This window comes from Pseudomonas sp. BF-B-30 (genome assembly GCF_019956305.1).
GTDB classification, from domain to species: Bacteria; Pseudomonadota; Gammaproteobacteria; order Pseudomonadales; family Pseudomonadaceae; genus Aquipseudomonas; species Aquipseudomonas jessenii.
Window position 1 is genome coordinate 27,915 of the sequence record NZ_JAHBDG010000040.1, and the last position, 22,831, is coordinate 50,745.

The 22,831-nt window shown below is 59.4% G+C and carries 21 protein-coding genes; 7 read left to right on the forward strand and 14 right to left on the reverse strand.

Annotated elements, in window-relative coordinates; all coding sequences use genetic code 11:
* Positions 1-60: 60 nt before the first annotated feature.
* From KGB29_RS19995 to KGB29_RS20005, 3 genes are all read right to left on the reverse strand, one after another.
* Positions 61-1,653 (reverse strand): DUF5666 domain-containing protein, encoded by a 1,593-nt coding sequence (locus KGB29_RS19995; RefSeq protein WP_223544014.1) that lies wholly within the window; start codon positions 1,651-1,653, stop codon positions 61-63.
* Entirely contained in the window at positions 1,650-2,492 is an 843-nt protein-coding gene (locus KGB29_RS20000; RefSeq protein WP_150815230.1) for a DUF6502 family protein, read from the reverse strand. Before KGB29_RS20000 ends, KGB29_RS19995 begins: the two co-directional genes overlap by 4 nt.
* Positions 2,493-2,697: 205 nt before the next feature.
* On the reverse strand, positions 2,698-3,270 hold the full coding sequence (locus KGB29_RS20005) for a DUF2214 family protein (protein ID WP_150815231.1): 573 nt from the start codon (positions 3,268-3,270) through the stop codon (positions 2,698-2,700).
* Between the two features lie 267 nt (positions 3,271-3,537).
* On the opposite strand from KGB29_RS20005, the gene KGB29_RS20010 reads away from it, so the two are divergent.
* The gene (locus tag KGB29_RS20010) at positions 3,538-4,164 is read left to right on the forward strand and encodes a dihydrofolate reductase family protein (protein WP_150815232.1); all 627 of its coding nucleotides are present in this window, start codon (positions 3,538-3,540) and stop codon (positions 4,162-4,164) included.
* A gap of 95 nt (positions 4,165-4,259) precedes the next feature.
* Complete coding sequence (locus tag KGB29_RS20015; RefSeq protein WP_150815233.1) at positions 4,260-5,066, forward strand: glycosyltransferase family 2 protein; 807 nt, start codon at positions 4,260-4,262, stop codon at positions 5,064-5,066.
* Positions 5,067-5,141: 75 nt separating this feature from the next.
* Here KGB29_RS20015 and KGB29_RS20020 read toward each other — a convergent pair whose 3' ends face one another.
* From KGB29_RS20020 to KGB29_RS20030, 3 genes are all read right to left on the reverse strand, one after another.
* Positions 5,142-5,795, reverse strand: coding sequence for a c-type cytochrome (locus tag KGB29_RS20020; protein ID WP_150815234.1), 654 nt, complete (start codon positions 5,793-5,795; stop codon positions 5,142-5,144).
* A gap of 10 nt (positions 5,796-5,805) precedes the next feature.
* Complete coding sequence (locus KGB29_RS20025; protein ID WP_150815235.1) at positions 5,806-7,065, reverse strand: molybdopterin-dependent oxidoreductase; 1,260 nt, start codon at positions 7,063-7,065, stop codon at positions 5,806-5,808.
* A gap of 676 nt (positions 7,066-7,741) precedes the next feature.
* Complete coding sequence (locus KGB29_RS20030) at positions 7,742-8,050, reverse strand: DUF6124 family protein (protein ID WP_150815238.1); 309 nt, start codon at positions 8,048-8,050, stop codon at positions 7,742-7,744.
* A 489-nt stretch (positions 8,051-8,539) separates the two neighbouring features.
* On the opposite strand from KGB29_RS20030, the gene KGB29_RS20035 reads away from it, so the two are divergent.
* Positions 8,540-9,313: an abortive infection system antitoxin AbiGi family protein gene (locus KGB29_RS20035; RefSeq protein ID WP_150815239.1), complete on the forward strand. Its 774-nt coding sequence runs from the start codon at positions 8,540-8,542 to the stop codon at positions 9,311-9,313.
* A gap of 107 nt (positions 9,314-9,420) precedes the next feature.
* Here the strand turns inward: KGB29_RS20035 and mqo are convergent, their stop codons facing one another.
* Positions 9,421-11,067 carry a malate dehydrogenase (quinone) gene (mqo, locus tag KGB29_RS20040; RefSeq protein WP_150815240.1) on the reverse strand — a complete coding sequence of 549 codons (1,647 nt, stop codon included), beginning with the start codon at positions 11,065-11,067 and terminating at the stop codon, positions 9,421-9,423.
* 391 nt (positions 11,068-11,458) lie between these two features.
* On the opposite strand from mqo, the gene ilvD reads away from it, so the two are divergent.
* Positions 11,459-13,141, forward strand: a complete 1,683-nt coding sequence (gene ilvD / locus KGB29_RS20045; protein WP_218544062.1) for a dihydroxy-acid dehydratase — start codon at positions 11,459-11,461, stop codon at positions 13,139-13,141.
* A gap of 190 nt (positions 13,142-13,331) precedes the next feature.
* Here ilvD and KGB29_RS20050 read toward each other — a convergent pair whose 3' ends face one another.
* Positions 13,332-13,982: a DUF2238 domain-containing protein gene (locus tag KGB29_RS20050; protein WP_150815242.1), complete on the reverse strand. Its 651-nt coding sequence runs from the start codon at positions 13,980-13,982 to the stop codon at positions 13,332-13,334.
* A gap of 157 nt (positions 13,983-14,139) precedes the next feature.
* On the opposite strand from KGB29_RS20050, the gene KGB29_RS20055 reads away from it, so the two are divergent.
* Positions 14,140-14,571 carry a nuclear transport factor 2 family protein gene (locus KGB29_RS20055; protein WP_150815243.1) on the forward strand — a complete coding sequence of 144 codons (432 nt, stop codon included), beginning with the start codon at positions 14,140-14,142 and terminating at the stop codon, positions 14,569-14,571.
* Between the two features lie 269 nt (positions 14,572-14,840).
* On the opposite strand, the gene KGB29_RS20060 is transcribed toward KGB29_RS20055, so the two are convergent.
* Positions 14,841-15,656 carry an AraC family transcriptional regulator gene (locus KGB29_RS20060; protein ID WP_090454826.1) on the reverse strand — a complete coding sequence of 272 codons (816 nt, stop codon included), beginning with the start codon at positions 15,654-15,656 and terminating at the stop codon, positions 14,841-14,843.
* 134 nt (positions 15,657-15,790) lie between these two features.
* On the opposite strand from KGB29_RS20060, the gene KGB29_RS20065 reads away from it, so the two are divergent.
* The gene (locus KGB29_RS20065; protein ID WP_150815333.1) at positions 15,791-16,309 is read left to right on the forward strand and encodes a carboxymuconolactone decarboxylase family protein; all 519 of its coding nucleotides are present in this window, start codon (positions 15,791-15,793) and stop codon (positions 16,307-16,309) included.
* 164 nt (positions 16,310-16,473) lie between these two features.
* Here KGB29_RS20065 and KGB29_RS20070 read toward each other — a convergent pair whose 3' ends face one another.
* Together KGB29_RS20070 and KGB29_RS20075 are read right to left on the reverse strand one after the other, a co-directional pair.
* Complete coding sequence (locus tag KGB29_RS20070; protein WP_150815332.1) at positions 16,474-17,562, reverse strand: polyamine ABC transporter substrate-binding protein; 1,089 nt, start codon at positions 17,560-17,562, stop codon at positions 16,474-16,476.
* Positions 17,563-17,616: 54 nt separating this feature from the next.
* Positions 17,617-18,918 carry an NAD(P)/FAD-dependent oxidoreductase gene (locus KGB29_RS20075; RefSeq protein ID WP_150815331.1) on the reverse strand — a complete coding sequence of 434 codons (1,302 nt, stop codon included), beginning with the start codon at positions 18,916-18,918 and terminating at the stop codon, positions 17,617-17,619.
* 163 nt (positions 18,919-19,081) lie between these two features.
* Between KGB29_RS20075 and KGB29_RS20080 the strand changes: the two genes are divergently transcribed.
* On the forward strand, positions 19,082-19,969 hold the full coding sequence (locus KGB29_RS20080) for a LysR substrate-binding domain-containing protein (RefSeq protein WP_150815330.1): 888 nt from the start codon (positions 19,082-19,084) through the stop codon (positions 19,967-19,969).
* 101 nt (positions 19,970-20,070) lie between these two features.
* Here KGB29_RS20080 and KGB29_RS20085 read toward each other — a convergent pair whose 3' ends face one another.
* The 3 genes from KGB29_RS20085 to KGB29_RS20095 form a co-directional block, all read right to left on the reverse strand.
* Positions 20,071-21,579, reverse strand: coding sequence for a tripartite tricarboxylate transporter permease (locus tag KGB29_RS20085; RefSeq protein WP_150815329.1), 1,509 nt, complete (start codon positions 21,577-21,579; stop codon positions 20,071-20,073).
* Positions 21,580-21,594: 15 nt separating this feature from the next.
* Positions 21,595-22,077, reverse strand: a complete 483-nt coding sequence (locus tag KGB29_RS20090; protein WP_150815328.1) for a tripartite tricarboxylate transporter TctB family protein — start codon at positions 22,075-22,077, stop codon at positions 21,595-21,597.
* A gap of 1 nt (position 22,078) precedes the next feature.
* Positions 22,079-22,831, reverse strand: a 753-nt coding sequence (locus KGB29_RS20095; protein WP_223544026.1) for a tripartite tricarboxylate transporter substrate binding protein, incomplete at its 5' end; no start/stop codon positions are given.

The window sequence follows — 22,831 nt, forward strand, 5'->3', positions numbered from 1 at the left end:
TTGTTGCGTGACTTACCCAGCCTAGTTACTTATGACGAAAGTGCATCATGACTGCACTGCTTAACCCGACTTGCCAGAGCGATCGACTTTTTCAACCGGCTCGACTTTTTCGACCTTCTCAACTTTTTCTGGCCGATCAACTTTGTCTATCTTCTCAACCTTTTCTGGCCGATCAACTTTCTCGACTTTCTCCGGACGTTCGACTTTCTCCACCTTCTCTACCTTCTCCACCCTCTCCACTTTCTCGACTTTGCCGGATTGCTCGACCCTCTCGACTCGCTCTGACTTGCCGGACTTGTCCACGTCCACGCCCACGCGTTCAATCTTGTCGCCACCGCCATGACTGTCACTCCCCCCGTGGCGAGTATCGTCGACAACGCGGCCTTCGCTCTCGGAGCGGCCGCTCCTGTCACCGCCCGAGCTCCCTGAACTCCCCGAGCTGTCAAAGTTGCCGGAGCCGCTTGAGTCGATCGAGTTGCCCGAGCCACTTGAGTCGTCGGTGTCTTGCTCGTTGGTGCCGTGTCGTCCGTGCCGGTTGCTCGCTGGCGAATCGGAGCGATCGCGGGGCAATTCAATACGCGTTGCCTGCACCTCCCGCGCGCCGGTGAACACGCCGTTGATCCGCACCCGTCGATCCAGCGCCAGCTCCGAAGCCTGCACACCGACAAACACGGTGTCGTGCGCCAGCGTCACATTAATGCCGCCCACCACCAAATGGCGGTCCTGCCGACCCTGTACCAGACCCTCGATCACCGCATTGTGTGCCCGGCCAATGAAAGGCAGGCTCGGATCGGGGCGGCTTTGGTTCACGTCCAGCTCGCGGCCGGACCAATGGCCGCGCACCAGCATTTCCTGCGCCGGGCCCGGGTGATTGCTGAGCTTGAGCCCCTGGAGATAGCCACTGCGATCCACCGGGCCGATGGCACTGGCCTCCTTGAGGCCGGGCGCCCGGTCGATGCGGCTGGCCACCACTTCGCCACGAGCATCGCGTAGCCCGCTGACCCGCACGGGATCCCCCGGACGCAGGCCGGCAGCGACCTGGGCACCGTTGGCCAGGCGTACCGGTTGCCCCATGACGCGCATCGGCATGGAGTCGCGCGGCAGGGCTGTCAAAGGGCCTTCGTAGGCGTGCAGGATAGAAATGCGCCCGGCCTCCAGACCACGCCGGGAACTGAACGCTTCCACGGCAACCACTTGGCCTACCGCCAGGCGGGCACTGGAGCTGGCGATGCCGTTCTCGCTGACAGGAACGTTTTTGTTGAAGTGCACTTCCACGCCATTGACGCAGATCGAGGCGAACCCGGTGATGGTGCCGACAATGCCGGTACCACCGATTCCTCCGTTATCGTTGCTGATGCCCGTGCCACCCACTCCGCCTGCAACGGCACCGGTGCCGCCAATGCCGCCAGGGCTCTTTTTCAGTGGTGCGCCGGTACCACCGATCCCGCCGTTGTCGGTGTCGATGCCGGTACCGCCCATGCCGCCAGGTGTTGCGCCCGTGCCGCCGGTGCCACCAGGTGCCTGGATGACCGGCACTTCGCTGGTGCCCGCATCATTCTGGCTGACACAGGCTGGGGCGGCTTGCAACACACTTGCAAGCCCGAGGCCCAGAACGAGGGCGATTGCACGAATCAGGCGCAATTTGACGGTCATGGTTCAGGGGCTGTTGGCGAATTGGGATCGGAAGCTTCAGTGTAGAAGTACAAGCCGACTGTGATGCGCTGGCGCGGTTGAAGGCTGGGCAGGTCCCGGGACTCCAGTTCGGCGGCGAGTCGGTTGAAGCTCAACAGGGCCTGCATTCCCTCGCTGGCCACGGCCTCGCGTAACGCCTCGACGCTCATCGGGGCCAGTGCGTCATAGTGGACGCTGCGTTCAAAAAAGGCCGGGGCTTCGCTGCTCAGGTTGTGAACCGCAGCGCAGGCATGATCGTGCAGATTGTGCCCCAGGTAAGCCGCTTTCTCATCGAAGCCCTTTTGTGGCACGAAGGCCTGGGCTTCAAGGTGCACGCGCTCTTGTTCGTCAAGGCGCACGACCCCCAGGCGCAACCACTCGTCCAACACCACCCGTGCCCTGATATCGGTACTGACCTTCGCCACCAAGGCGTCAAAGGAGCGGTCGCCGCCGACACTGGCCAATCGAGGCAACGGCAGTGGCTGGCCGGCGTCGTTGCAGAAGGGCGCGCTGGCCCAGGCGTTGACCAATTGCGCACCGAACGTGATGTTTTCCGGAAGCGTGGAAGCAGCCGGATCAGCGGTATTGCGCAAGCGCCGTACATCCTTGCGGTGCACACCGGTGAGCAGGCTGATGCGGCTGTCGGTCGGTGCCTTCTCGCCCAGGCGGAACTCACGGTCCGCCACTTCGACGAAAACCTCCTTGAGCAGGTCGGCAAACACCAGGTAGGTGACGCCTTTGCGCAGCATCAGGCGCACCAGCGGCTGCATGACATGCCGCAAGGCTTTGAGGAGCGAGGTGGGCAGCGTTGACGATTGCATTCAGCGAATTCCTGGGTAGATAACCCCAGTATAGCCGCGTGGGAAATAATCCCATGAATTTACCGAGAGCCGTGCCAACGCAATACCCGTTGCTATCCGGGAGCAGCTTGGGAGCAATTCGTCAGACTTACAGCTTCGCCTGAATTTCATGCGCGGGAACTTTTCCCGCGCAATGAAGCTGGCGCGAATTTACAGGAATGGATCGCTACCCCGGTACCGAGTTTTTTTGCGCACCGACACTGCCCGCCCTGCCGGCAACTGCCAGTGCCACGCAACAGGCCAGAAACGAGAATGCGACGAATGCGCCCATCACATGCAGGTAAGGCAACACGTGATTCCAGGCTCGAGCCACGCCCAGGAAAGCGGCGAATAGCCAACCGCTCATGGAAAGCGCACCCAACAAGGCGAGCCGCGTGCGGCCTGCACTGCGCAGCGCGACGAATGGAGCCTTCTGCAGCAGCGGGAAGCCGACTCGATGCAAGAGTGCACCGTTGAGGCTCAGCAGCGCGACGACCGTCACCTTGGCCCATAGTTTCTGATTGAGCAGATACGCGTCGCCTTCATTGAGGTAACCCTGAAGCACCAGCAACAGTCCACTTGCCCAAAGGGCCAGCAGTGCAAGGCTGACGATCTTCTGAGTTTCATCGAGGTATTCAAGCCTCGCCTGGTCCAGTATTTCCTTGCGCCAACTCCAAAGCTTGTGATCCGCCTGCAACACCCTCCCCAGGGCAATACACGTAGCGAGCAGATGACCGTACACGAGAAGCATTTTGAGCATTGCCTTGACCTTATTATTGTTTTGGCGCTGCGTTCCCTGCTTCGCTGAATTGAAACCGAATGATACAAATTTGCAATTGCATCTTCAAGACAAATCCTCGCTAACACGCACCTGCACAGACCACCATAAGACTTTCGTCGTATATGGGCCGCGCACTTTGTTGTCGATTTCACAGCGTCTGGTTCGACTACCTTTCAGGGAACGGTCTCAAGGAATTGCAGACTTCCCTGTCTAAACGCTTAAACCGGAATGAATCAGGAGAAGAGCATGCGCACACTGACCGTTGCCGCGTTCGTGAGTCTGGACGGCGTCATGCAAGCGCCCGGCGGGCCTGAGGAGGATTGCAGTAGCGGATTCCGCTTCGGTGGCTGGATCGTGCCCTACGCCGACAAAACCACCGGCCAGGCCGTAATGGACCTGTTTTCACAGCCATTCGAGTTGCTGCTGGGGCGTCGCACCTACGACATCTTCGCCGCCTATTGGCCGAACATTCAGGCCGATTCAACCCATCACACCATCGCTGACCTGTTCAACGCCGTTCCCAAGCATGTGGCCACTCATCACGCCGACTCGCTGGCCTGGCACAACAGTCATGCGCTGAAGGGCAACCTGGTCGACGCGATCAACGCGCTTAAACACCAGGACGGTCCTCAGCTACTGACCCAAGGCAGCGGCGATCTGGTGCGCCAACTGCTTGCCGCCGGCCTGGTGGACGAGCTGCGGCTGATGATTCATCCCATCCTGCTGGGGCGCGGCAAGCGCCTGTTCGACGACAACGCACAAGCGTCTGCCTTCACCCTGGTGAATTCGATCAGCTCACCCGGGGGTGTACTGATCGCCCGCTACATCCGCAGTGGCGAAGTGCGTACAGGTTCATTCGAAGGCGTCAGGTAGCGATAGCCAGCGTCGTGTCGCCCAGGTGAAATTAAGCTTGAACTAAGGTTGCCCCTTTAGTCTTCGACTCTTTTGAGTCGTCGAGCATTTCGAAGATGGGTAGTGTCGATACAAACGCCAAGCCACCATTCAGCATCGTTCTGGTTAATTACAAAACCCCGGAGCTCACCAGGATCTGCCTGGAACTGTTGCAGGAGCATGTCCAAAAATCAGGCATTGCGGTCTGGGTGGTCGATAACGGTTCGGCGGACGCCAGCGTCGAGTATTTGCGCTCGCTCGACTGGATCAACCTGATCGAACGCGATGCCCCCACCAAAGAACCGGGGCACATCGCCCATGGCAAAGCGCTGGACATGGCGCTGGCCAGGGTCAATACCGACTACCTGTTCCTGATGCACACCGACACGTTCGTCTTCGATGCAAACGTCTTTGCGATGATGATGGACCACTGCACCAAGGATCAAAACGTCATCGCGGTCGGTTGCACGGAGCAACTCAACCGCGGACTGCCAAGGACCGTTTGGCGCTTCACTTCACGCCTGATCAAGCACCACTACCGACGCCTGAAGCAATCGCTCGGCCTGCGCTCGAAGGAGCCGAAACCCTACCGGGAAACCCACTTGAAAAGCTTTTGCACGCTATGGAATGGCAGGCTGATGAAGCAGCAGGGTTTGCATTTTCAGATTGATGACCGTGTGCCCGGTTATGAGCTGCAAGACCGCGTGATCAGGCTTGGCTACAAAGTCGTGTTCCTTTCGCCCGGCAAAATCTTCAAGTACCTGGACCACGTCCAGTCTGGCACCGTCGCTGCTGCGGGCGGATATGGCCAAGGTCATCGACGGACGAAAATGTACCAGGATATTCTCAAGCGCTTCAGTGCAACCCACTCCTCGATGTCTTGAATAAACCAGCGCCCACAAGAAAGCCCGCTGACCGTCGCCGGTTCAGCGGGCTTTTCGCATCAGGCTAATACTGGCTCACTGTTGCAGGATAAAGGTCGCCAGGCTTTTCAGGTCGTCCGGGCTCAACTGCGCGAAAGGCGGCATGGGCACATCCCCCCACTTCCCGCTGCCACCGTGCTGGATGCTGGACATAAGCCTGTCCATTGCCTGCGGGTCCTTGGCATATTTGGCCGCCACGTCGCGGTAGGCCGGGCCTACCACTTTGTGATCGATCGCGTGGCAGGACAGACAGGCGTTGTTCTGCAGCAAAGCCTTGGCGTCGACATTTGCCCCAGCCCCAGCCACCGGCGGGAGCTGGGCCACCGGGGCGTTCGAGGCCGCCAGAACATCGGCATCATTGGCCTTCGCACTGCCGTAGGTCACCGCCAGGTAAGCGCCGATAACACTCACATCCCGGTCGCTGATCGGGGCTCCGTACACGTGCTGCATCTTGCCCGCTTCGGCGGTCCACTGCGCCATGCTCAGGCCTGGCGGCTGGAAGTTGATGTAGTCGGCCGAATGGCAGACGGAACACTTCTGCTGCGCCAAAGCGTAGCCAGGCATCGTGCTGGGCTTGAACGCAGCGGTTTCAGGCGGCAGCGTGATGGACAGCGGCGCGGCACCAGCCAGGGTCGCCAGACAAACCTGAGCCGCGCAGAGCAAGGCGGTCATGCATTTCACAAGTTTCATGCGGCTCTCCTCAGGCGACGGTCACATGGGTGGTTTCGACGACGTGGCGGCGGTAGCCCGCTGGGTTCCAGTCAGCCTGCAGCGGTTGCGTCTCGCCAGCACTGTTGCTGGCCCGCACCATCAACGGTGTGGCGCCCTTGCCGGTAAAGGTGATCGGCAGTGTCCACTCACGGAAGGAGTAACGGCCAAGGTCCTGCCCGAGCGTGGATTCACGCCAGGTTTTTCCGCCGTCGATCGACACCTCCACCTTGTTGACCCCAACGCCACCGTCGAACGCGATGCCCTTGAGCACCACGCTTTTGTTCAGCGGCAATACATCGCCGTGTTTAACGCTGGTGATGAAACTGCGGACCGGCAATCTGGAAATCGGCTGGGTTTTCGCCGCCGTGGTGCCTGGGGCAATGCAGAAGCAATCGTTATCCGGAACCCGGTAACCCTTGGCCATGAAGAAACCGTCGTAGGTGTGGTCGACGACTTCGATCTCACTCAGGTGCTTGACCCAGTAGGTGCCGAAGTAGCCTGGCACCACCAGACGAATCGGGTATCCGTTGAGAAATGGCAGGTCGGTGCCATTCATCGACCACGCGATCATGGGCTCGCCGTCCATGGCATGGCTGATGTCCAGCGCCTTGATGAACTCCGGCGTGCTTGGCAACACCGGTTTATCGAGCCCACGGAAGGTCACTTGCCGGGCCTCGGCTTTCACACCGGCCTTTTCCAGCACAGCCTTGAGCGGCACGCCCACCCAGCGCGCATTGCCCATGGAGCCATTGCCCAACTGCGCGCCGAACACTCGAGGCATCGAGAAGCCACGGCTGTTACCCGAACACTGATTGACGGCCACCACTTCTACCGGTGCGGCAAGGGCCTTGAGCTCGGCAAGGGAAAGCGACAGCGGCGTCTCGACCGAGCCCTTGATCGTCAGGCTGTAGCTGTCCGGATCGATGCTGGTCGGGAAATTGGCCAGGTGGTAGCGCACGAAAAAGGCGTCATTGGGCGTGATCGGTCCTTCGTTGAAGACCGGGAACGGCGTTTCCAGATGCGGCGGCCGAGTGGTCACCAGGGTCAACGGGCGTTTTTGCGGGTATTGCACCAGCGGTCGTGGGCCTGCGGCAAAGGTCACGTCTTCGACGGATTCGCTGGCCGCTGCGGATTCATGGGCTGCCCTGGCCAGGCTTGCCAGCGGCGACGCCACCAAAGCCAAAGTGAAAGCATCGCGTAAAACCCGCCGGCGGCTCGGCTGGCTGCTGTCTACAAAACTGAACTTCATTCTGCGCTCTCTATGATTGTTTTATTGAGATGCAACTGACTGTGGGAGCGAGCTTGCTCGCGATGGTCGTTAACGAAAACGCGTGCTTACTGACTAAACGCAGCGCACTTGAGTCCATCGCGAGCCAGCTCGCTCCTACAAATTCCCGCCAGGGCGGAGAGGTATCAGGCTTACGGTTTCGCCTTACCGAGGTCGGAAAACAAACCAGTATCGTCAGGGCCAAAGTGCCTGCTTCTCATTGAGCGTCAGTGACTTGACAATTGATGACAGGAACCCCCGTTACGGCCGGCGTAGACGCTCCGAGCTCAAAGCGTTGCCTGTGCCATCGCCCACAAAAAAACCCACTGACCGTCGCCGGTTCAGTGGGCTTTTTCACATCAGTCTAAAAACTGCACTCGCCTGCTGCCGCCAAGGCAATGGTCTGTCCAAATTGCATAAACGCCAGCTTGTAGGAGCGAGCTTGCCCGCGATGGAAGTCAACGATAACGCGCGCTGCCTGAGTGCCCGCGTTGTCCTGGCGTTTTTCGCGAGCAGGCTCGCTCCTACAAAGGGACTTCATACATCCGCAAAATCAGTTGGGTTCGCGATAAACGGAAAAATCGCTACAAAAAAAGCCCGCCAACCGTCACCGGTTCAGCGGGCTTTCTCACATCTACCTAAAATCGGCCCTAGCCTGCTACTGCGGATCGACCTGATCCAGCACGCGGTTCACCGATAGCTCTGCCAAGGCAATCATCTGTTGAATGCCCAGCGCCAAATTGCATTTTGGGCCGGAGAGGATAAACGCCAGTTCACTGGCCATGACACTGGCCGACGCAAGGGTTTCACAGGCGTGAACCAGGAGGGTTTCGTTGTTGACGTTGGGGGCGATGGTGAAGATGGGGTTGGGGCGGCGCTCGGCCAATTTAGGCTTACAAGATGAGGACTCGGAATCGACGTCTATCTGCGCGGCCGTATCAGGGGGATTCGGAGTTGGTTTTATCATTGTGAAGCTCCTATGAAGTGAGCATCTCCCCATTCGCTACCACGCAAGATAGGGAGACGGCTGTACACAGGGTGGTAGACCGGTCATAGAAACCCGGCAGGCCGAAGCCTCCCATGCACAGCCGCCACAAAGCAGCCAGCACAAAAAAACGCCCTGAGGCGTTCTGGGTCTATGAAGAAACCGGGCTACCACACCCGTTCGCTGAATTGGCAGCGACGGGGGGAAGGTTAACGACAGGACTTCCGAAGCGCAAGCCCGGTAAAGCATCAAAAAACCCAAGGAGATGGATGTAAGTCCGCTGTCCTAATGAGGCCCGCTTTCTACTTAAATGCAAAAACCACTAACTCATAAATGCCAAAGAGAGAAGCCGTGATGGCATTTTGTTTTTTGACGATGTACATTACCCGCACAAAGCCATGAATAACGCACAAATCAAGTTCAGCTTTTTATATTTTTTTTGCAAGCCAAACAAGATCACGAGCCAATGATATGCCTCTTAGTTCAAACTCATTAATTCACTTAACAAGTACTCGTAAAGCCCTCGAAGGAATCCTAGAAAATAGTTTTCGTGTAAAATACTGCAAAGAACAAATAAAGTGGAATAAAAAAACCTCTACCATTCATGTTCCGATGGTTAGCTTTTGCGACATCCCCCTATCGCAGATAAAAGACCATATATCTAGTTATGGATTCTACGGCATTGGTCTCACACGAGAGTGGGCGGTTCGCAACCGACTAAACCCTGTACTATATGTAGAACAATATTCCCATCTTGCACATAGCTACGAACAGGCAATTACACACTTTAGCAAAAATGAGGACGAGGACGAGGGTGAAGACGAAAATGAAGATAAAGATGAAGCAACCGAAAGAGCACACAAACAATTAGTCGATATTGCCAGATATACAAAAAACTACGAAGGAATGCTTGAGAGAAATGGCGAGACAGCAAAGAAGTATAGATTTTCAGATGAACGAGAATGGCGATATGTTCCTGACATAGATCACACATGCAAAATGTACTATAACAAGTATGATTTTGCGGAACCCGGCGCAAAAGAAGAAGCCGCAAAAAGCGTTGCTGACTTACGGCTTAAATTCGAGCCTGACGATATAAAATATATAATCATAAAAGACGAAAGCGAAATCACCGAATTCGTAAATCATCTTCGCGCTTCGAAAGGAGCAAATTTCAGCATGCACACTGTAGAAAAGCTAACAACTCGCATACTTACATCAGAGCAAATCAAAACAGACTTTTGATTTAACAATACCACCGAATCATACAAGCTCAGCATTACCATCAGTCTGTCAAAAAAAACCCACTGACCGTCGCCGGTTCAGTGGGCTTTTTTGATCCGGCAGTCTAATTAGAGAGCCATATCACTCGCAGCATTAGCCTTCGGCGCTTTCGCATCCGTATCGACAGTCACTGGCTTCACAGCCGGCGCAATCACCGCTGGTGGCGGAGTCAGTTCCAGCACCTTGGCAGTGTAGGCCCATTCTTCAGCAACCTTCTCAGGGCTGGCGTTCAGCTGGGTGCCGTAGCTCGGTACGATCTGGTGCAGTTTTGCCTGCCACTCAGGGGTCGCGACCTTGTCCTTGAACACTTTCTGCAGCACGGTCAGCATGATCGGCGCGGCGGTCGAAGCGCCTGGGGAGGCGCCCAGCAGGCCGGCGATGCTGCCGTCTTGCGAAGCGACGATTTCGGTGCCCAGTTTCAGCACGCCACCGGCGGCTTCGTCACGCTTGATGATCTGCACGCGCTGGCCGGCCTGCCACAGGCGCCAGTCTTCAGCCTTGGCGTTCGGGAAGTATTCCTTCAGGGCGTTGAGGCGGTCTTCGTCAGACAGCATCAACTGGCCTGCCAGGTACTCGACCAGCGGGTATTCCTTGATGCCGACCTTGGTCATTGGCCACACGTTGTGGGTGGTCGTGGTGGTCAGCAGGTCCAGGTACGAACCTTCTTTCAGGAACTTGGTGCTGAAGGTCGCGAACGGGCCAAACAGGATCACGCGCTTGCCGTCCAGCACGCGGGTGTCCAGGTGCGGAACCGACATCGGCGGTGCACCAACGGAGGCTTTGCCGTAGGCCTTGGCCAGATGTTGCTCGGCGATGGTCGGGTTCTCGGTCACCAGGAACGAGCCGCCTACCGGGAAGCCTGCGTATTCCTTGGCTTCAGGAATGCCGGACTTCTGCAGCAGGTGCAGGGCACCGCCGCCGGCGCCGATGAACACGAACTTGGCGTCGGTTTCGGTCTTGCTGCCGTCTTTCAGGTTTTTGTAGCTGACACGCCAGCTGCCGTCTTCGTTCCGGGTGATGTCCTGTACTTCGCTGGACAGCTTCAAGTCGAACTTCGGCGTGGTTTGCAGGTGCGCAACGAACTGGCGGGTGATTTCGCCGAAGTTCACGTCGGTACCCAGCGGGCTCCAGGTGGCCGCGATCTTCTGGCTCGGGTCACGCCCTTCCATCATCAGCGGCACCCACTTTTTGATCACAGCCGGGTCTTCGGAGTACTGCATGCCGGCGAACAGCGGGCTCGCTTGCAGGGCTTCGTAGCGTTTTTTCAGGAACTTGATGTTGTCATCGCCCCACACGAAGCTCATGTGCGGTGTGGAGTTGATGAACGAACGCGGGTTCTTCAGCACGCCTTGCTGAACCTGCCAGGCCCAGAACTGACGGGAGATCTGGAACGCTTCGTTGATTTCAACGGCCTTCGGGATCGAAACCTTGCCGTTCTCGTCTTCAGGGGTGTAGTTCAGCTCGGCCAGGGCGGAGTGACCGGTACCGGCGTTGTTCCAGCCGTTGGAGCTTTCCTGGGCGACGCCGTCGAGGCGCTCGATCATTTCCATCGAAGTGCCGGGTTCCAGCTCATTGAGCCACACACCCAGGGTCGCGCTCATGATGCCGCCGCCGATCAGCAGTACGTCGACTTTCTTGGCTTCTTCGGCCTGGGCTGTCGTCATCCCCAACGACAAGGCCAGCCCCAGCAGGGCTGTGTTCACTTTCTTAAACATCTGTAGCACCTATGATAAAACGCCATCCGCCCTTCCGTCCTCATGCGCACAACCCCGTGTTTCACGGCAGTCACGGGTGCGGCACTCAAGGATTGCAGGGTGGGCACACAAGGCCGACGAACCGCATCGACCCCACTTTAATGTCCCTTCTGAACTGACTTTTTATCTTTATTGGCTTCAGCTACTTGAGCGACAGTGATTCTGCTCGCCCGTCTCAAGGACAGGAAAACTGAATAGATCAAACCAAGTTGTCGCGAAGAATATCACGACAAGGCTTACCCGCGCGTCTGTTCCCGACCGGTTAGCCCGGGCCCGGGCGCCCGGCCTTCTATACTCATCCTGTTTTTCTCAACGAGTGTGTGAGCAACAGCCATCAGCGATAGGAGCAGTCATGAGCGACAAAGACGATCTGCGCAAGTACTCCTCTCAGGTAATCGACGGCGTAGAGGCCGCACCGGCACGCGCCATGCTGCGGGCCGTGGGCTTTACCGATGCAGACTTCACCAAGCCGCAGGTAGGCATCGCCTCGACCTGGGCCATGGTCACGCCCTGCAACATGCACATCGACAAGCTGGCGCTCGAAGCCGAAAAAGGCGCGAATGCCGCCGGTGCCAAGGGCGTGATCTTCAACACCATCACCATTTCCGACGGCATCGCCAACGGCACCGAAGGCATGAAGTATTCGCTGGTGTCCCGCGAGGTGATCGCCGACTCCATTGAAGTGGTCACCGGTTGCGAAGGCTTCGACGGCCTGGTGACCATCGGCGGTTGCGACAAGAACATGCCGGGGTGCCTGATCGGCATGGCGCGGCTGAATCGCCCGTCGATCTTTGTCTACGGCGGCACCATCCAGCCGGGGGCTGGCCACACCGACATCATTTCCGTGTTCGAGGCCGTGGGCCAACACGCGCGGGGCGACATCAGCGAGATTCAGGTCAAGCAGATCGAGGAAGTGGCGATTCCCGGTCCCGGTTCCTGTGGCGGCATGTACACCGCCAACACCATGGCCTCGGCCATTGAAGCATTGGGCATGAGCCTGCCTGGGTCCAGCTCCCAGGACGCCATCGGCACCGACAAGGCGTCGGACAGTTTCCGGGCCGGCCAGCAGGTCATGGAGTTGCTCAAACTCGACCTCAAACCTCGCGACATCATGACCCGCAAAGCCTTCGAGAACGCCATCCGCGTGGTGATCGCCCTCGCCGGCTCGACCAACGCCGTGCTGCATCTGCTGGCCATGGCCAATGCGGTGGATGTCGAACTGACCCTGGATGACTTCGTCGAGCTGGGCAAGGTTTCCCCGGTGGTCGCCGACCTGCGCCCCAGCGGTAAATACATGATGAGCGAGCTGGTGGCCATCGGCGGCATTCAACCGCTGATGAAGCGTATGCTCGATGCCGGCATGCTGCACGGCGATGTGCTGACCGTCACCGGCCAGACCCTGGCGGAAAACCTGGCCAGCGTGCCCGACTACCCGGCCGGCCAGGACGTGATCCGGCCTTTCGACCAGCCGATCAAAAAGGACTCCCACCTGGTCATTCTGCGCGGCAACCTCTCGCCCACCGGCGCCGTGGCCAAGATCACCGGCAAGGAAGGCCTGCGCTTCGAAGGCACGGCCCGGGTCTATCACGGCGAAGAAGGTGCGCTGGCCGGCATTCTCAATGGCGAAGTCCAACCCGGCGAAGTGATCGTGATCCGTTACGAAGGGCCAAAGGGCGGTCCGGGCATGCGCGAAATGCTCTCGCCGACGTCGGCGGTCATGGGCAAGGGCCTGGGCAAGGAGGTGGCGCTGATCACCGACGGGCGTTTTTCCGGCGGTTCCCACGGGTTTGTGGTCGGGCATATCACGCCGGAGGCCTTTGAGGGCGGGCCGATTGCGCTGGTCGAGAATGGCGACAGGATCATCATCGATGCTGAAACCCGGCTGATTACCGTGGACGTCTCCGAGGCTGTGCTGGCCGAGCGCAAGAGCCGCTGGGTGCGGCCGCCATCCAAGTACACACGCGGGGTGTTGGCCAAGTATGCGAAGACGGTGTCCAGTGCTTCGGAGGGGGCTGTGACGGACAAATACCTGTAGCCCGTAGTTTTGCGTTGTATGGTCTGCCGCCTTCGCGAGCAAGCCCGCTCCCACAGAGGATCTCCATTTGCCGAAGATCACCTGTGGGAGCGGGCTTGCTCGCGAAGGCGTCCTGTCAGGCAACCTCTACCTCAAAACCTGAACCGATCAACCGACCGCAACAACTGCCCCGCCGAAGCCGTCCACCCGATCACCTTGCAGTCGTCACCGGTTGCTTTTGCGCCATGCCGCGCAACGACACCAGCAACAGGCTGACAAACGCACCGGCGACCGCGATGGCCATGTCCTTTTGCGAATCCCAGGGATCGTTTTGCGCACCGACGAAGGCCTTCGCCGTGTCTTTGCCCAGGAAAGCACCGCCGATCCATTCCACCAGTTCGTACAAGGCGGATGTCGACAGCATGATGTTCAGGGTCACGAAAAACAGCCAGAACCCGCGCAGCGGCGTCAGGCGCCACAGCACTTCGCGCACCGGATAAACCAGCAGCAGCCCATAGCTCAGATGTACCAGGCGGTCGTAGTGATTGCGATGAGCACCTGTCGCCCGGTCGAAACTGAAGCCCAACCACGCCGAAGACCATTGTTCGTAAGGCACCAGGGAATAGGTGTAGTGGGCGCCCAGTTCATGCACGCACAGAAACGCAAACACCAGCGTGATGGACACCGCAGACAAGCGAAACCGGCGAGAAACCGCTACCAACGTCCCCACCAGCAACAGCACCAGCAGGTTTTCCAGCGCCCAGTCCACCCGGCTGCGGGGAGCAAAACCCGACACCACGACAATCACCAGAAACACCATGAGCAACGTCAGGTCGTGCCGTAAACGCGGGTCAGGCTGCATGGCGCAATACCTCGAAGTCAGGGCATCGCCCTTTTAACTTCGAGGTACGGTCACCGGGCAAGTTCGCTTTTTTCCTCCATCGCATGCTACGTTGTACGATGACTGACGAATGTTCGAACAGTCATCGCGCTATCCCTACAACAACAAGGAAACACCCATGAAAAAAGCAAAAGTGCTGATCGGTTTTCTGTGCCTGTTCACCGGCTACGTCGCCGCCACCCCGGCCGCCGCGGACAAAGACGTGGCCCAGGCGGTCGACCACCTGACCCAGGCCATGCTGCAAAAAGACATCCCGGAGCTGAACGCCTTGACCGCCGAGAACCTGACCTACGGGCATTCCAGCGGCAAGATCCAGGACAAGCAGGCCTTCATCGCCGACATCGAAACCGGCAAAAGCGCCTTCAAGACCCTTGAGATGCAAAACCAGACCATTACCGTCTCGGGCGATGTCGCGCTGGTCCGTCACCACTTCTCGGCGCAAGCGCTCAAAGGCACCGAAGTGGTGCCCACCGAAATCGAAAACTTCCAGATCTGGCAAAAGCAGAACGGCAAATGGCTGCTGGTAGGACGGCAGGCGTACAAGTTCTGATGCACAGCTAAAACCACCCCATAACCTGTGGGAGCGAGCTTGCTCGCGAAGGCGCAGTGTCAGTCAACCTCCCTGTTGGATGTGCCGACCTCTTCGCGGGCAAGCCCGCTCCCACAGGAATGTTGGCCGGCCACAGAATTGGCATTCACTGAAGATCAGAACTGTGGGAGCGGGCTTGCTCGCGAAGGCGCAATGTCAGTCAACCTCCCTGTTGGATGTGCCGGCCTCTTCGCGGGCAAGCCCGCTCCCACAAAAGGGATAGACGGTGGTCAGTTGCCCCTCCATTCCCGCGGGCTGAGCCCGGTCTTGCGACGAAACGCCCGGGCCAGCGCCGAGGGGCTTTCGTAACCGACTTCCTCGGCAATCAGCGCAATCGGCCGGCCCTCGCGCAAGCGTTTCTGCGCCAGGCTGATGCGCCAGCTCACCAGGTAATCCACCGGCGTTTGCCCGACCACCCGACGAAAATGTTCGGCGAAACTGGCCCGCGACATGTTGGCGGCGACCGAGAGTTCGGCCACGCTCCAGGCCTTGGCCGGGGTTTCATGCATCAGGCTCAGGGGCCGCGCCAGGCGCGCATCGGCGAGGCCGGCCATCATGCCCGGTTGCTGGCCACCCGTACTCAGAATGTGTCGCAGCAACAGAATCACCAGCAGTTCAAACAACCGGTCCATGACGGCTTCACGTCCGCATGTGCCGTCAAACGCCTCGTTGAACAGCCATTCCAGAGTCCCGGCCAGTGCCGGGATTTCATCGAGCTTAAGCACCAGGTAATCAGGCAGTGCCGCCGCCAGGGCATTGCCCGCGCCGCCGTCGAAATCCAGGGTCGCGCAGACCAGTTGCGTGCCGGACGCTTCTGAAGCGAACAGGCGATGCCGATAGGGTCGGGGGAAAAATATCAGGGTCGGTTCGGTCAGTTGCAGATCCGGCTGATCCCCCAACCTGAGCAGCAACTCACCCGCCTGAAGCAGGTGCAAATGACCGCTGACCTGTTGTCCGTCGAAGGCGGTGGTACCGCAAAACGTGCCGCTATGGAACGTGCCGGCATTGACGCCAAAGTGTGTGAGCAACGTAGACAAGCGATCCATGACAAGGCTCCCGAAGGCAGTTCTGGACGATCTGTCGCATATCCTCGACTATTTGCACCCAACAAGCCAGGCGTTCTCCCTAACATCAGCTCCGTACCCAGCGCATTCCGCGCTTCACACCACGGAGTATCACCATGACCCGCATTACCCCGATCAGCCTGGAACACGCCACCGACGCCACCCGCCCGCTGCTGGAAGGCGTGCAGAAGAAAATCGGCTTTTTGCCCAACGTCTTCAAAGTATTGGCCCACGCCCCGGCGGTGTTGGCCTCGTACCTGCAAAACTCGGCCGCACTGGGCAAGACGTCCCTGAGCGCCACGGAAAAAGAAGCGGTGTCCCTGGCTACTTCGCAGGTCAACGGCTGCGACTACTGCCTGGCCGCTCACACGCTGTTCGCCGGCAAGGCCGGGCTGTCGAAGCAGGACATCCTCAGCGCACGACACGGTGAACTAAACGCCATAGCCACCCTCGCCCGCCAGATCACCGAAAGCCGTGGCCACCTGACCGTCGAACAGATCGCCGCTGCGCGTGCCGCCGGTATCGACGACGGCAAGATCATCGAAGTGATCGCCCATGTAGCTTCGCAGACATTGACCAACTACCTGAACAACGCAGTGCTGACCGACATAGACTTCCCGGCCATCGATGCCTGAGCCCATCTAGCGTAAATCCTGTCTGAAAAAACCTGTGGGAGCGGGCTTGCTCGCGAAGGCGGTGTGTCAGTCGACAGCATTGGTGTCTGATACGCCGCTTTCGCGAGCAAGCCCGCTCCCACACTGACTTTATTCAAGCGACAGAGATGCGCATGACGTCACGATCAGGTATTGGTTTTCAGCTTGGTCCACAGCCTCGTGCTCAACCGTGCGATGGCCGCGGGCAAGTCCTCGACGGTGAACAGCTTGTCCATCACGCTTTTCGGCGGGTAGATCGCCAGGTCCTGCTTCACCGCCGGGTCAACGAAGGCATCCGCCGCACTGTTGGGGTTGGCGTAATGGATGCTGTTGCTGATGTTGGCAATCACCTTCGGCTGCAGCAGGTAGTTCATGTAGGCGTAGCCGTTGCGCTCATGGGGCGCGTTCTTGGGCATGACGACCATGTCCAGCCACAAGGTGGAACCCTCGTCCGGGATCGAGTAGGCAATATCGATCCCGTTTTTCGCCTCCCTGGCACTGGCGGCGGCCTGCACGATATCGCCGTTGAAACCGATCACCGCGCAGACGTTACCGTTGGCCAGGTCGCTGATGTACTTGGACGCATGGAAATACTGGACGTAAGGCCGGATCTTCAGCAGCGCCTGCTCGGCTTTCTTGTAGTCGGCAGGCTCATGGCTGTGGGGCGGCAGGCCCAGATAGTTAAGCGTGATCGGCAGGATCTGCGTCGGGTTGTCGATGATCGCCACCCCACATTCGCTGAGCTTCTTGATGTTGTTCTCGTCGAAAAACAGGCTCCAGGACCGGGTGACGTCGGTATTGCCGAAGATCGCCTTGATCTTCTCGACGTTGTAACCGATGCCCGCCGTGCCCCACATGTAGGGGTAGCCGTACTGGTTGCCCGGATCGTTGACCTCAAGTTTTTTCATCAACGCCGGATCGAGGTTTTTCCAGTTGGGCAACTGGCTCCGGTCGAGTTTCTGGATGGCGCCGGCCTTGATCAGGCGCGACAGGAAGTGGTTCGACGGGCTGACCACGTCATACCCGGTGTTGCCGGTCATCAGCTTCGACTCCAGCACTTCGTTGCTGTCGTGGATGTCGTAGGTCGCCTTGATCCCGGTTTCCTTGTTGAAGTTGACCAGGGTGTCGTCGGCGATGTAGCCGTTCCAGTTGGAAATATTGACGGTTTCGTCGGCATGAGTCACGGCGGAAAAGGTCGAGATCAGGGCCACAAGGGAAAGCGTATTGACGCGCATGTTGAATCACCTTCGATGGGAAGTGCTTTTGTTCTTGTTGTGAAACGGGTGTTTTCAGATTTCGCTTCTGGCCCGGACCGCTTCCACGCGCATACGCAGCATGGCACCGATATCGAGCAACGGCTTGGGCGGTAGCCAGCCTGGCTGCGCCCGTTGAATGACCGAGTGCAGCAACAGCGAATCACGACCCGAGGCCAGTTCCGCCAGCAAGCGGCCCCACAGCGTGCCCCGTGCCACGCCGGAACCATTGCACCCGGCCACGGCGAAAACGCCCTCCTCGACTTTGCCGAAATACGGCTGCCCGGAACGCGAAGCGCTGAGATGACCGGTCCAGGTGTATTCGATGTCCTGCTCGCCGAGCATCGGGAAACGTCGTTGCAACCCCAGCACATGGTGCTGGCGGCGGATCGACAATTCGCTCAATGAAAGATCCCGCGAGCGGTATTCCGCGGTGTTGCGGATCATCACCCGGCGATCCGGGGTCAGGCGCACCGTGGCGCCCAACGGGCGGGTCGACAGCACGCCCCAAGACGCCGGCGCACCAAGGGCTTGAAACTCTTGATCGCTGAGCGGCCGCGTAAGGCTGGCGCTGAGCTCCATTGCGAAGGTGCCGCTGTCATCGATGCCCGCGCGAGGGATAAAGGCGTTCAGGCAGACCAAAACCTGTTTGGCTTCGACACTGCCGTTTTGGCCCCGGGCGCGAATCCGGCCGTCGCCCAGGCGCTCAAGACCTGCGATATCGGTGTTCTCGTAGACCGTCACTGTCGGCGGCAAGGCATCGAGCAGGCCCCGAACGTACTTCGCCGGTTGCAGCAGTGCATTGCCGTTGCCGCACCAGATCGCGGCGCGGTAGTGCCGGCTGCCGAGTTTTTCGATCAATGACTCGCCTTGCAGAAATTGCGCGCTGGCGCCAACGGCACGCAGGGTCTGCAGCTTGGCTTCGACGTGAGTCAGCTTGCGTGGGTCGCTGACGGCGAAGAAATAACCCGACTCCCTGAAGTCGCATTCGATGCCATGGCGGCTAATCTGCTTGCGGACTTCGTCGGCGGCTGCGCGGCCGATTGCCGTATCCGCTTGATACCCGGCGAACCCGTCGCTCCCCAGTAGCTCCCCGGCAGCGGGATGCTCATGAGCCACCACAAAACCGGAGTTGCGCGCCGAAGCGCCTTGCGCGGCACGCTGGCGGTCAACAACCACGATACGTGCCTGGGGGTGCATTTGCGCCAGAGCGTGCGCCGCACTGAGGCCAGTGATGCCAGCACCGATCACCAGCCAATCGGCTTGCTGCGCGCCTTTGAGCGGCTCGCGCAAGGGGGAACTCCCCGCTTGCGCAATCCAGCCACAGATATTTTCCATGTGTCACCTCAGGTTCTTGTTCTGCGAACCGTCTCGATCCAAAACAGCACTGCATGCAGAATTTGCATAAGCTGTTTTCGAGGACGGTGGCGATGACTAGAATCTAAAGGCTCAAAACGCAGGCAACCAACGTTATTAAATCATCGAGGCATTCTGAAAACGCATGGACAAGATTCGCCACGTGCCTTCGCTGCAGGGCTTGCAGGCTTTGCTCGAGGTTGCCGGGTCAGGCAGCTTCACCCAAGCGGCGCAAAAGCTCTGCCTGACCCAGAGCGCGGTGAGCCGACAGATTCAGCAACTGGAGAGCCACTTTGGCCTGCCGCTGTTTGTCAGGAGCAGCCGCAGCCTTCAACTGACCGCCGAGGGCGAACAGGTACTGGCCAGCGCCCGCAGCATCCTTGAACAGTTGCGCACCCTCGAAGACCGGCTCGCGCCGCAAAAACGCCCGTTCCGCATTCGCATGCACGTGTCACTGGCGGTGCGCTGGCTGCTGCCCAAACTGAGCGATTTCTACCGGCATCACCCGGACGTATCCCTGGCAATCGAAACCGTAGCCACCGAAGTGGTTGAGCCGGCCAGCGACAGTGACGCCTACATTCTCTATCTGCCTGAGCCGTCCACAGCGCCCGATTGCCTGACCCTGTTCGAAGAGGCATTGGTGCCCGTGTGCGCGCCAGGGCTCGGCACCAACGACCGGCCGTTGGCTTCGCAAGAAGATCTGTCGGGTTTCGCGTTGCTGCACCGCTCCTCTGATCAACATGACTGGAAGGTCTGGCTGTCAGCCCATGGTGGCATGTCGCTGCATGACTACCGGCACATCCCTTTCAACCTCGACGAACTGGCACTCGATGCCGCCGCCCGGGGCCTGGGCGTGGCGATGACCGACATGACCCTGGCGGGTGAGTCGATTCAACGGGGCGAACTGGTGATTCCGTTCGGGGAGCCGTTGAAGACCCGGGGGATCTACTCGCTGTGCCTGCAACCCTCGGCCAACGCGCATCCCGCCTGTGGGGCGGTGATGCAGTGGTTCACCGCGCAAGCCACTGCATGACCCTGTAGGAGCGAGCCTGCTCGCGAAGAGGCCTTCACATTCAAAATCAATCTCAACTGACACACCGCCTTCGCGGGCAAGCCCGCTCCCACAGGGGTTGCTCAATCATCCTCATGCAACTTGATGCCGCGTTTATGCAACACATAGGGCACCATCAGCACCAGCAGCGTCAGGGCGAGGAAGAATGCCGAGATCGGTTGCGTGACGAACACCGTCCAGTCGCCCTGGCTGATGGACAAGGCGTTACGCAGTTGTTTCTCGGCCATCGGCCCCAGCAGCATGCCGACGATCACGGGGGCGACGGGGAAGTCGAAACGCCGCATCAACACCCCGCCCCAGCCAATCGCCAACATCAGTAGCAGGTCGAAGGATGAGTGGCGCATGCCGTACACGCCGATGGTAGCGAATACCAGGATGCCGGCATTCAGGTATGGCCGGGGGATTTGCAGCAGTTTGACCCACAGCCCCACCAGCGGCAGGTTCAACACCAGCAGGATGACGTTGCCGATATACAGCGACGCCACCAATGTCCAGACCAGGTCGGCGGAGGTTTCGAATAGCATCGGCCCCGGTTGCAGGTTGTAGTTCTGAAACGCCGCCAGCAGGATCGCCGCGGTAGCGGACGTCGGGATGCCCAGGGTCAGCAACGGCACCAAAGACCCGGTCGCGCTGGCGTTGTTGGCCGCTTCCGGGCCGGCGACGCCTTCGATGGCGCCCTCGCCCTTGTTGGCGGAAAACTCCTTGGGGTACTTGCTGAGCTTGCGCTCGGCGGAATAGGACAAAAAGGTTGGAATCTCGGCGCCACCGGCCGGAATCGAACCAAACGGGAAACCGATCAGCGTGCCCCGAAGCCACGCGGGCACCGAGCGTTTCCAGTCCGCGCGGGTCATCCACATCGAAGTCAGGCGATGCCGTCCTTCGTTTGATTCCCCTTGATAGAGCAGGCTGTACAACGCCTCGCCCACCGCGAACAAACCGACCGCCACCAGCACCACTTCGATGCCGTCCACCAGTTCGGGCACGCCGAGGGTGTAGCGGGCAATGCCCGAGGTCGAGTCCAGCCCGATCAAACCGATGGTCAGCCCGACGCCGAGCGAAGCGAACCCGCGCAGCATCGAAGCGCCGAGCACTGCCGACACGGTGGTGAACGACAGCACCAGGATCGCGAAATATTCGGTCGGCCCAAAATTCAGGGCCAGCCTGGCCACGACGGGTGCAAACAGTGTCAGCAAAATCGTGGCGATGGTGCCGGCGACGAACGAGCCTATCGCCGCCGTTGCCAGCGCAGGTCCCGCCCGGCCGTTGCGCGCCATCAGGTTGCCTTCCAGGGCCGTGACCATGGAGGACGATTCACCGGGTGTGTTGAGCAGGATCGAGGTGGTCGAGCCACCGAACTGTGCGCCGTAATAGATACCGGCGAACATGATCAAGGCGCCGGTGGGGTCGACCTTGGCGGTGATCGGCAACAGCAGGGCCACCGTCAGCGCCGGACCGATCCCCGGCAATACGCCGATGGCGGTGCCGAGCAGGCAGCCGATGAACCCCCACATCAGATTGATCGGCGTCAGTGCCGAGGAAAACCCCATCGCCAGGCTTGAAAGAATGTCCACGGTGTCGATCTCCTTTCAAAGCCAAATGTTGATCAGCGACGGCAGGGAAACCCCCAGCCCGGCGTTGAACAGCCAATAGATCGGCAAGGTCAAGGCAATGCCGATGGCCAGGTCCCGCACGGGATGACGGCTGCCAAACCCCCGCGCCGAACAGGCGAACAGCAACCCGGCGGCCAGCACGAAACCGATCAGGTTGATCAGCAGGGCCACCCCCACCAACCCTCCAGTAACCCAGGCGGCTCCGAATTTACCGCCAGGGATCGCACCATTGCCGCTGTCCAGTTCGCGAAAACCGCCGGTGAGCGCCTGATAACTCAGCAACAGGCCCACCACACCGAGAAAGCCGGCGACGATCCAGGGGTAGACGTAAGCCGGCAGAATCACGAAGCCCATCTCGGCTGGAAAGCGGTTGGCCCCCACGGCCAGCAAGGCGCTAAGGGCGATCAGTCCAAGGCCGATCGCCAATTGCGTCGGTACGATTGCGCGTGACCCGGCCATCTCAAAGCAGCCCGACCTTGACCAGCATCGCCCGCAGACGCACGTGCTCTTCGTCGACGAATTTGCCGAAGTCATCACCGGTCAACACGCTCTCGGTCCAGGCATTGGTTTCAATGTTGTCTTGCCAGACTTTGCTTTTGCTGGCGGTCACGACCGCGTCGGTCACTTCTTTACGCTGCTCGGCTGTGAGGTTCGCAGCGCCGTAGACACCGCGCCAATTGCCGATGATCACGTCGTAGCCGCTTTCCTTGAGGGTCGGCGCATCGATCCCCGGGACACGCTCGGGCGCACCGATGGCCAGCACCCGGATCTGGCCGTTCTTGATGTATTGACCCAGTTCGGCGTAGCCCCCGGTGAGCACCTTGATCTGGCCGCCCAGGGTCTGGGCCACGATTTCACCCCCGCCGCCGGTGGCGATGTAATTGACCTTGTTGACCGGGACATCCAGTTTGCCAGCCAGCTCGGCGATGCCGATGTGGTCGATCGACCCCTTGGAACCACCGCCAAAGGTGACGCCGGTGGGCTTTGCCTTGAAGTCCTTGATCAGGTCATCGAGGGTCTTGTAGGGCGAATCCTTGCGCACGGCAATCACGTTGTACTCGGTGAACAGCCGGGCAATGGGCGTCACATCCTTAAGGCTGATCTGCGGTTTGTTCTGTTCGATCCCCGCGACCATGATCGCGCCGACCACCAGCAATGCGTTCGGGTCACCCTTGGTGCTGTTGGCAAATTGCGCCAGCCCCAGGGTCCCGCC

Coding starts and splice junctions, on each gene's coding strand:
- KGB29_RS19995 (WP_223544014.1), bottom strand. CDS start 1,653: ATGACCGTCAAATTGCGCCTGATTCGTGCAATCGCCCTCGTTCTGGGC.
- KGB29_RS20000 (WP_150815230.1), bottom strand. CDS start 2,492: ATGCAATCGTCAACGCTGCCCACCTCGCTCCTCAAAGCCTTGCGGCAT.
- KGB29_RS20005 (WP_150815231.1), bottom strand. CDS start 3,270: ATGCTCAAAATGCTTCTCGTGTACGGTCATCTGCTCGCTACGTGTATT.
- KGB29_RS20010 (WP_150815232.1), top strand. CDS start 3,538: ATGCGCACACTGACCGTTGCCGCGTTCGTGAGTCTGGACGGCGTCATG.
- KGB29_RS20015 (WP_150815233.1), top strand. CDS start 4,260: ATGGGTAGTGTCGATACAAACGCCAAGCCACCATTCAGCATCGTTCTG.
- KGB29_RS20020 (WP_150815234.1), bottom strand. CDS start 5,795: ATGAAACTTGTGAAATGCATGACCGCCTTGCTCTGCGCGGCTCAGGTT.
- KGB29_RS20025 (WP_150815235.1), bottom strand. CDS start 7,065: ATGAAGTTCAGTTTTGTAGACAGCAGCCAGCCGAGCCGCCGGCGGGTT.
- KGB29_RS20030 (WP_150815238.1), bottom strand. CDS start 8,050: ATGATAAAACCAACTCCGAATCCCCCTGATACGGCCGCGCAGATAGAC.
- KGB29_RS20035 (WP_150815239.1), top strand. CDS start 8,540: ATGCCTCTTAGTTCAAACTCATTAATTCACTTAACAAGTACTCGTAAA.
- mqo (WP_150815240.1), bottom strand. CDS start 11,067: ATGTTTAAGAAAGTGAACACAGCCCTGCTGGGGCTGGCCTTGTCGTTG.
- ilvD (WP_218544062.1), top strand. CDS start 11,459: ATGAGCGACAAAGACGATCTGCGCAAGTACTCCTCTCAGGTAATCGAC.
- KGB29_RS20050 (WP_150815242.1), bottom strand. CDS start 13,982: ATGCAGCCTGACCCGCGTTTACGGCACGACCTGACGTTGCTCATGGTG.
- KGB29_RS20055 (WP_150815243.1), top strand. CDS start 14,140: ATGAAAAAAGCAAAAGTGCTGATCGGTTTTCTGTGCCTGTTCACCGGC.
- KGB29_RS20060 (WP_090454826.1), bottom strand. CDS start 15,656: ATGGATCGCTTGTCTACGTTGCTCACACACTTTGGCGTCAATGCCGGC.
- KGB29_RS20065 (WP_150815333.1), top strand. CDS start 15,791: ATGACCCGCATTACCCCGATCAGCCTGGAACACGCCACCGACGCCACC.
- KGB29_RS20070 (WP_150815332.1), bottom strand. CDS start 17,562: ATGCGCGTCAATACGCTTTCCCTTGTGGCCCTGATCTCGACCTTTTCC.
- KGB29_RS20075 (WP_150815331.1), bottom strand. CDS start 18,918: ATGGAAAATATCTGTGGCTGGATTGCGCAAGCGGGGAGTTCCCCCTTG.
- KGB29_RS20080 (WP_150815330.1), top strand. CDS start 19,082: ATGGACAAGATTCGCCACGTGCCTTCGCTGCAGGGCTTGCAGGCTTTG.
- KGB29_RS20090 (WP_150815328.1), bottom strand. CDS start 22,077: ATGGCCGGGTCACGCGCAATCGTACCGACGCAATTGGCGATCGGCCTT.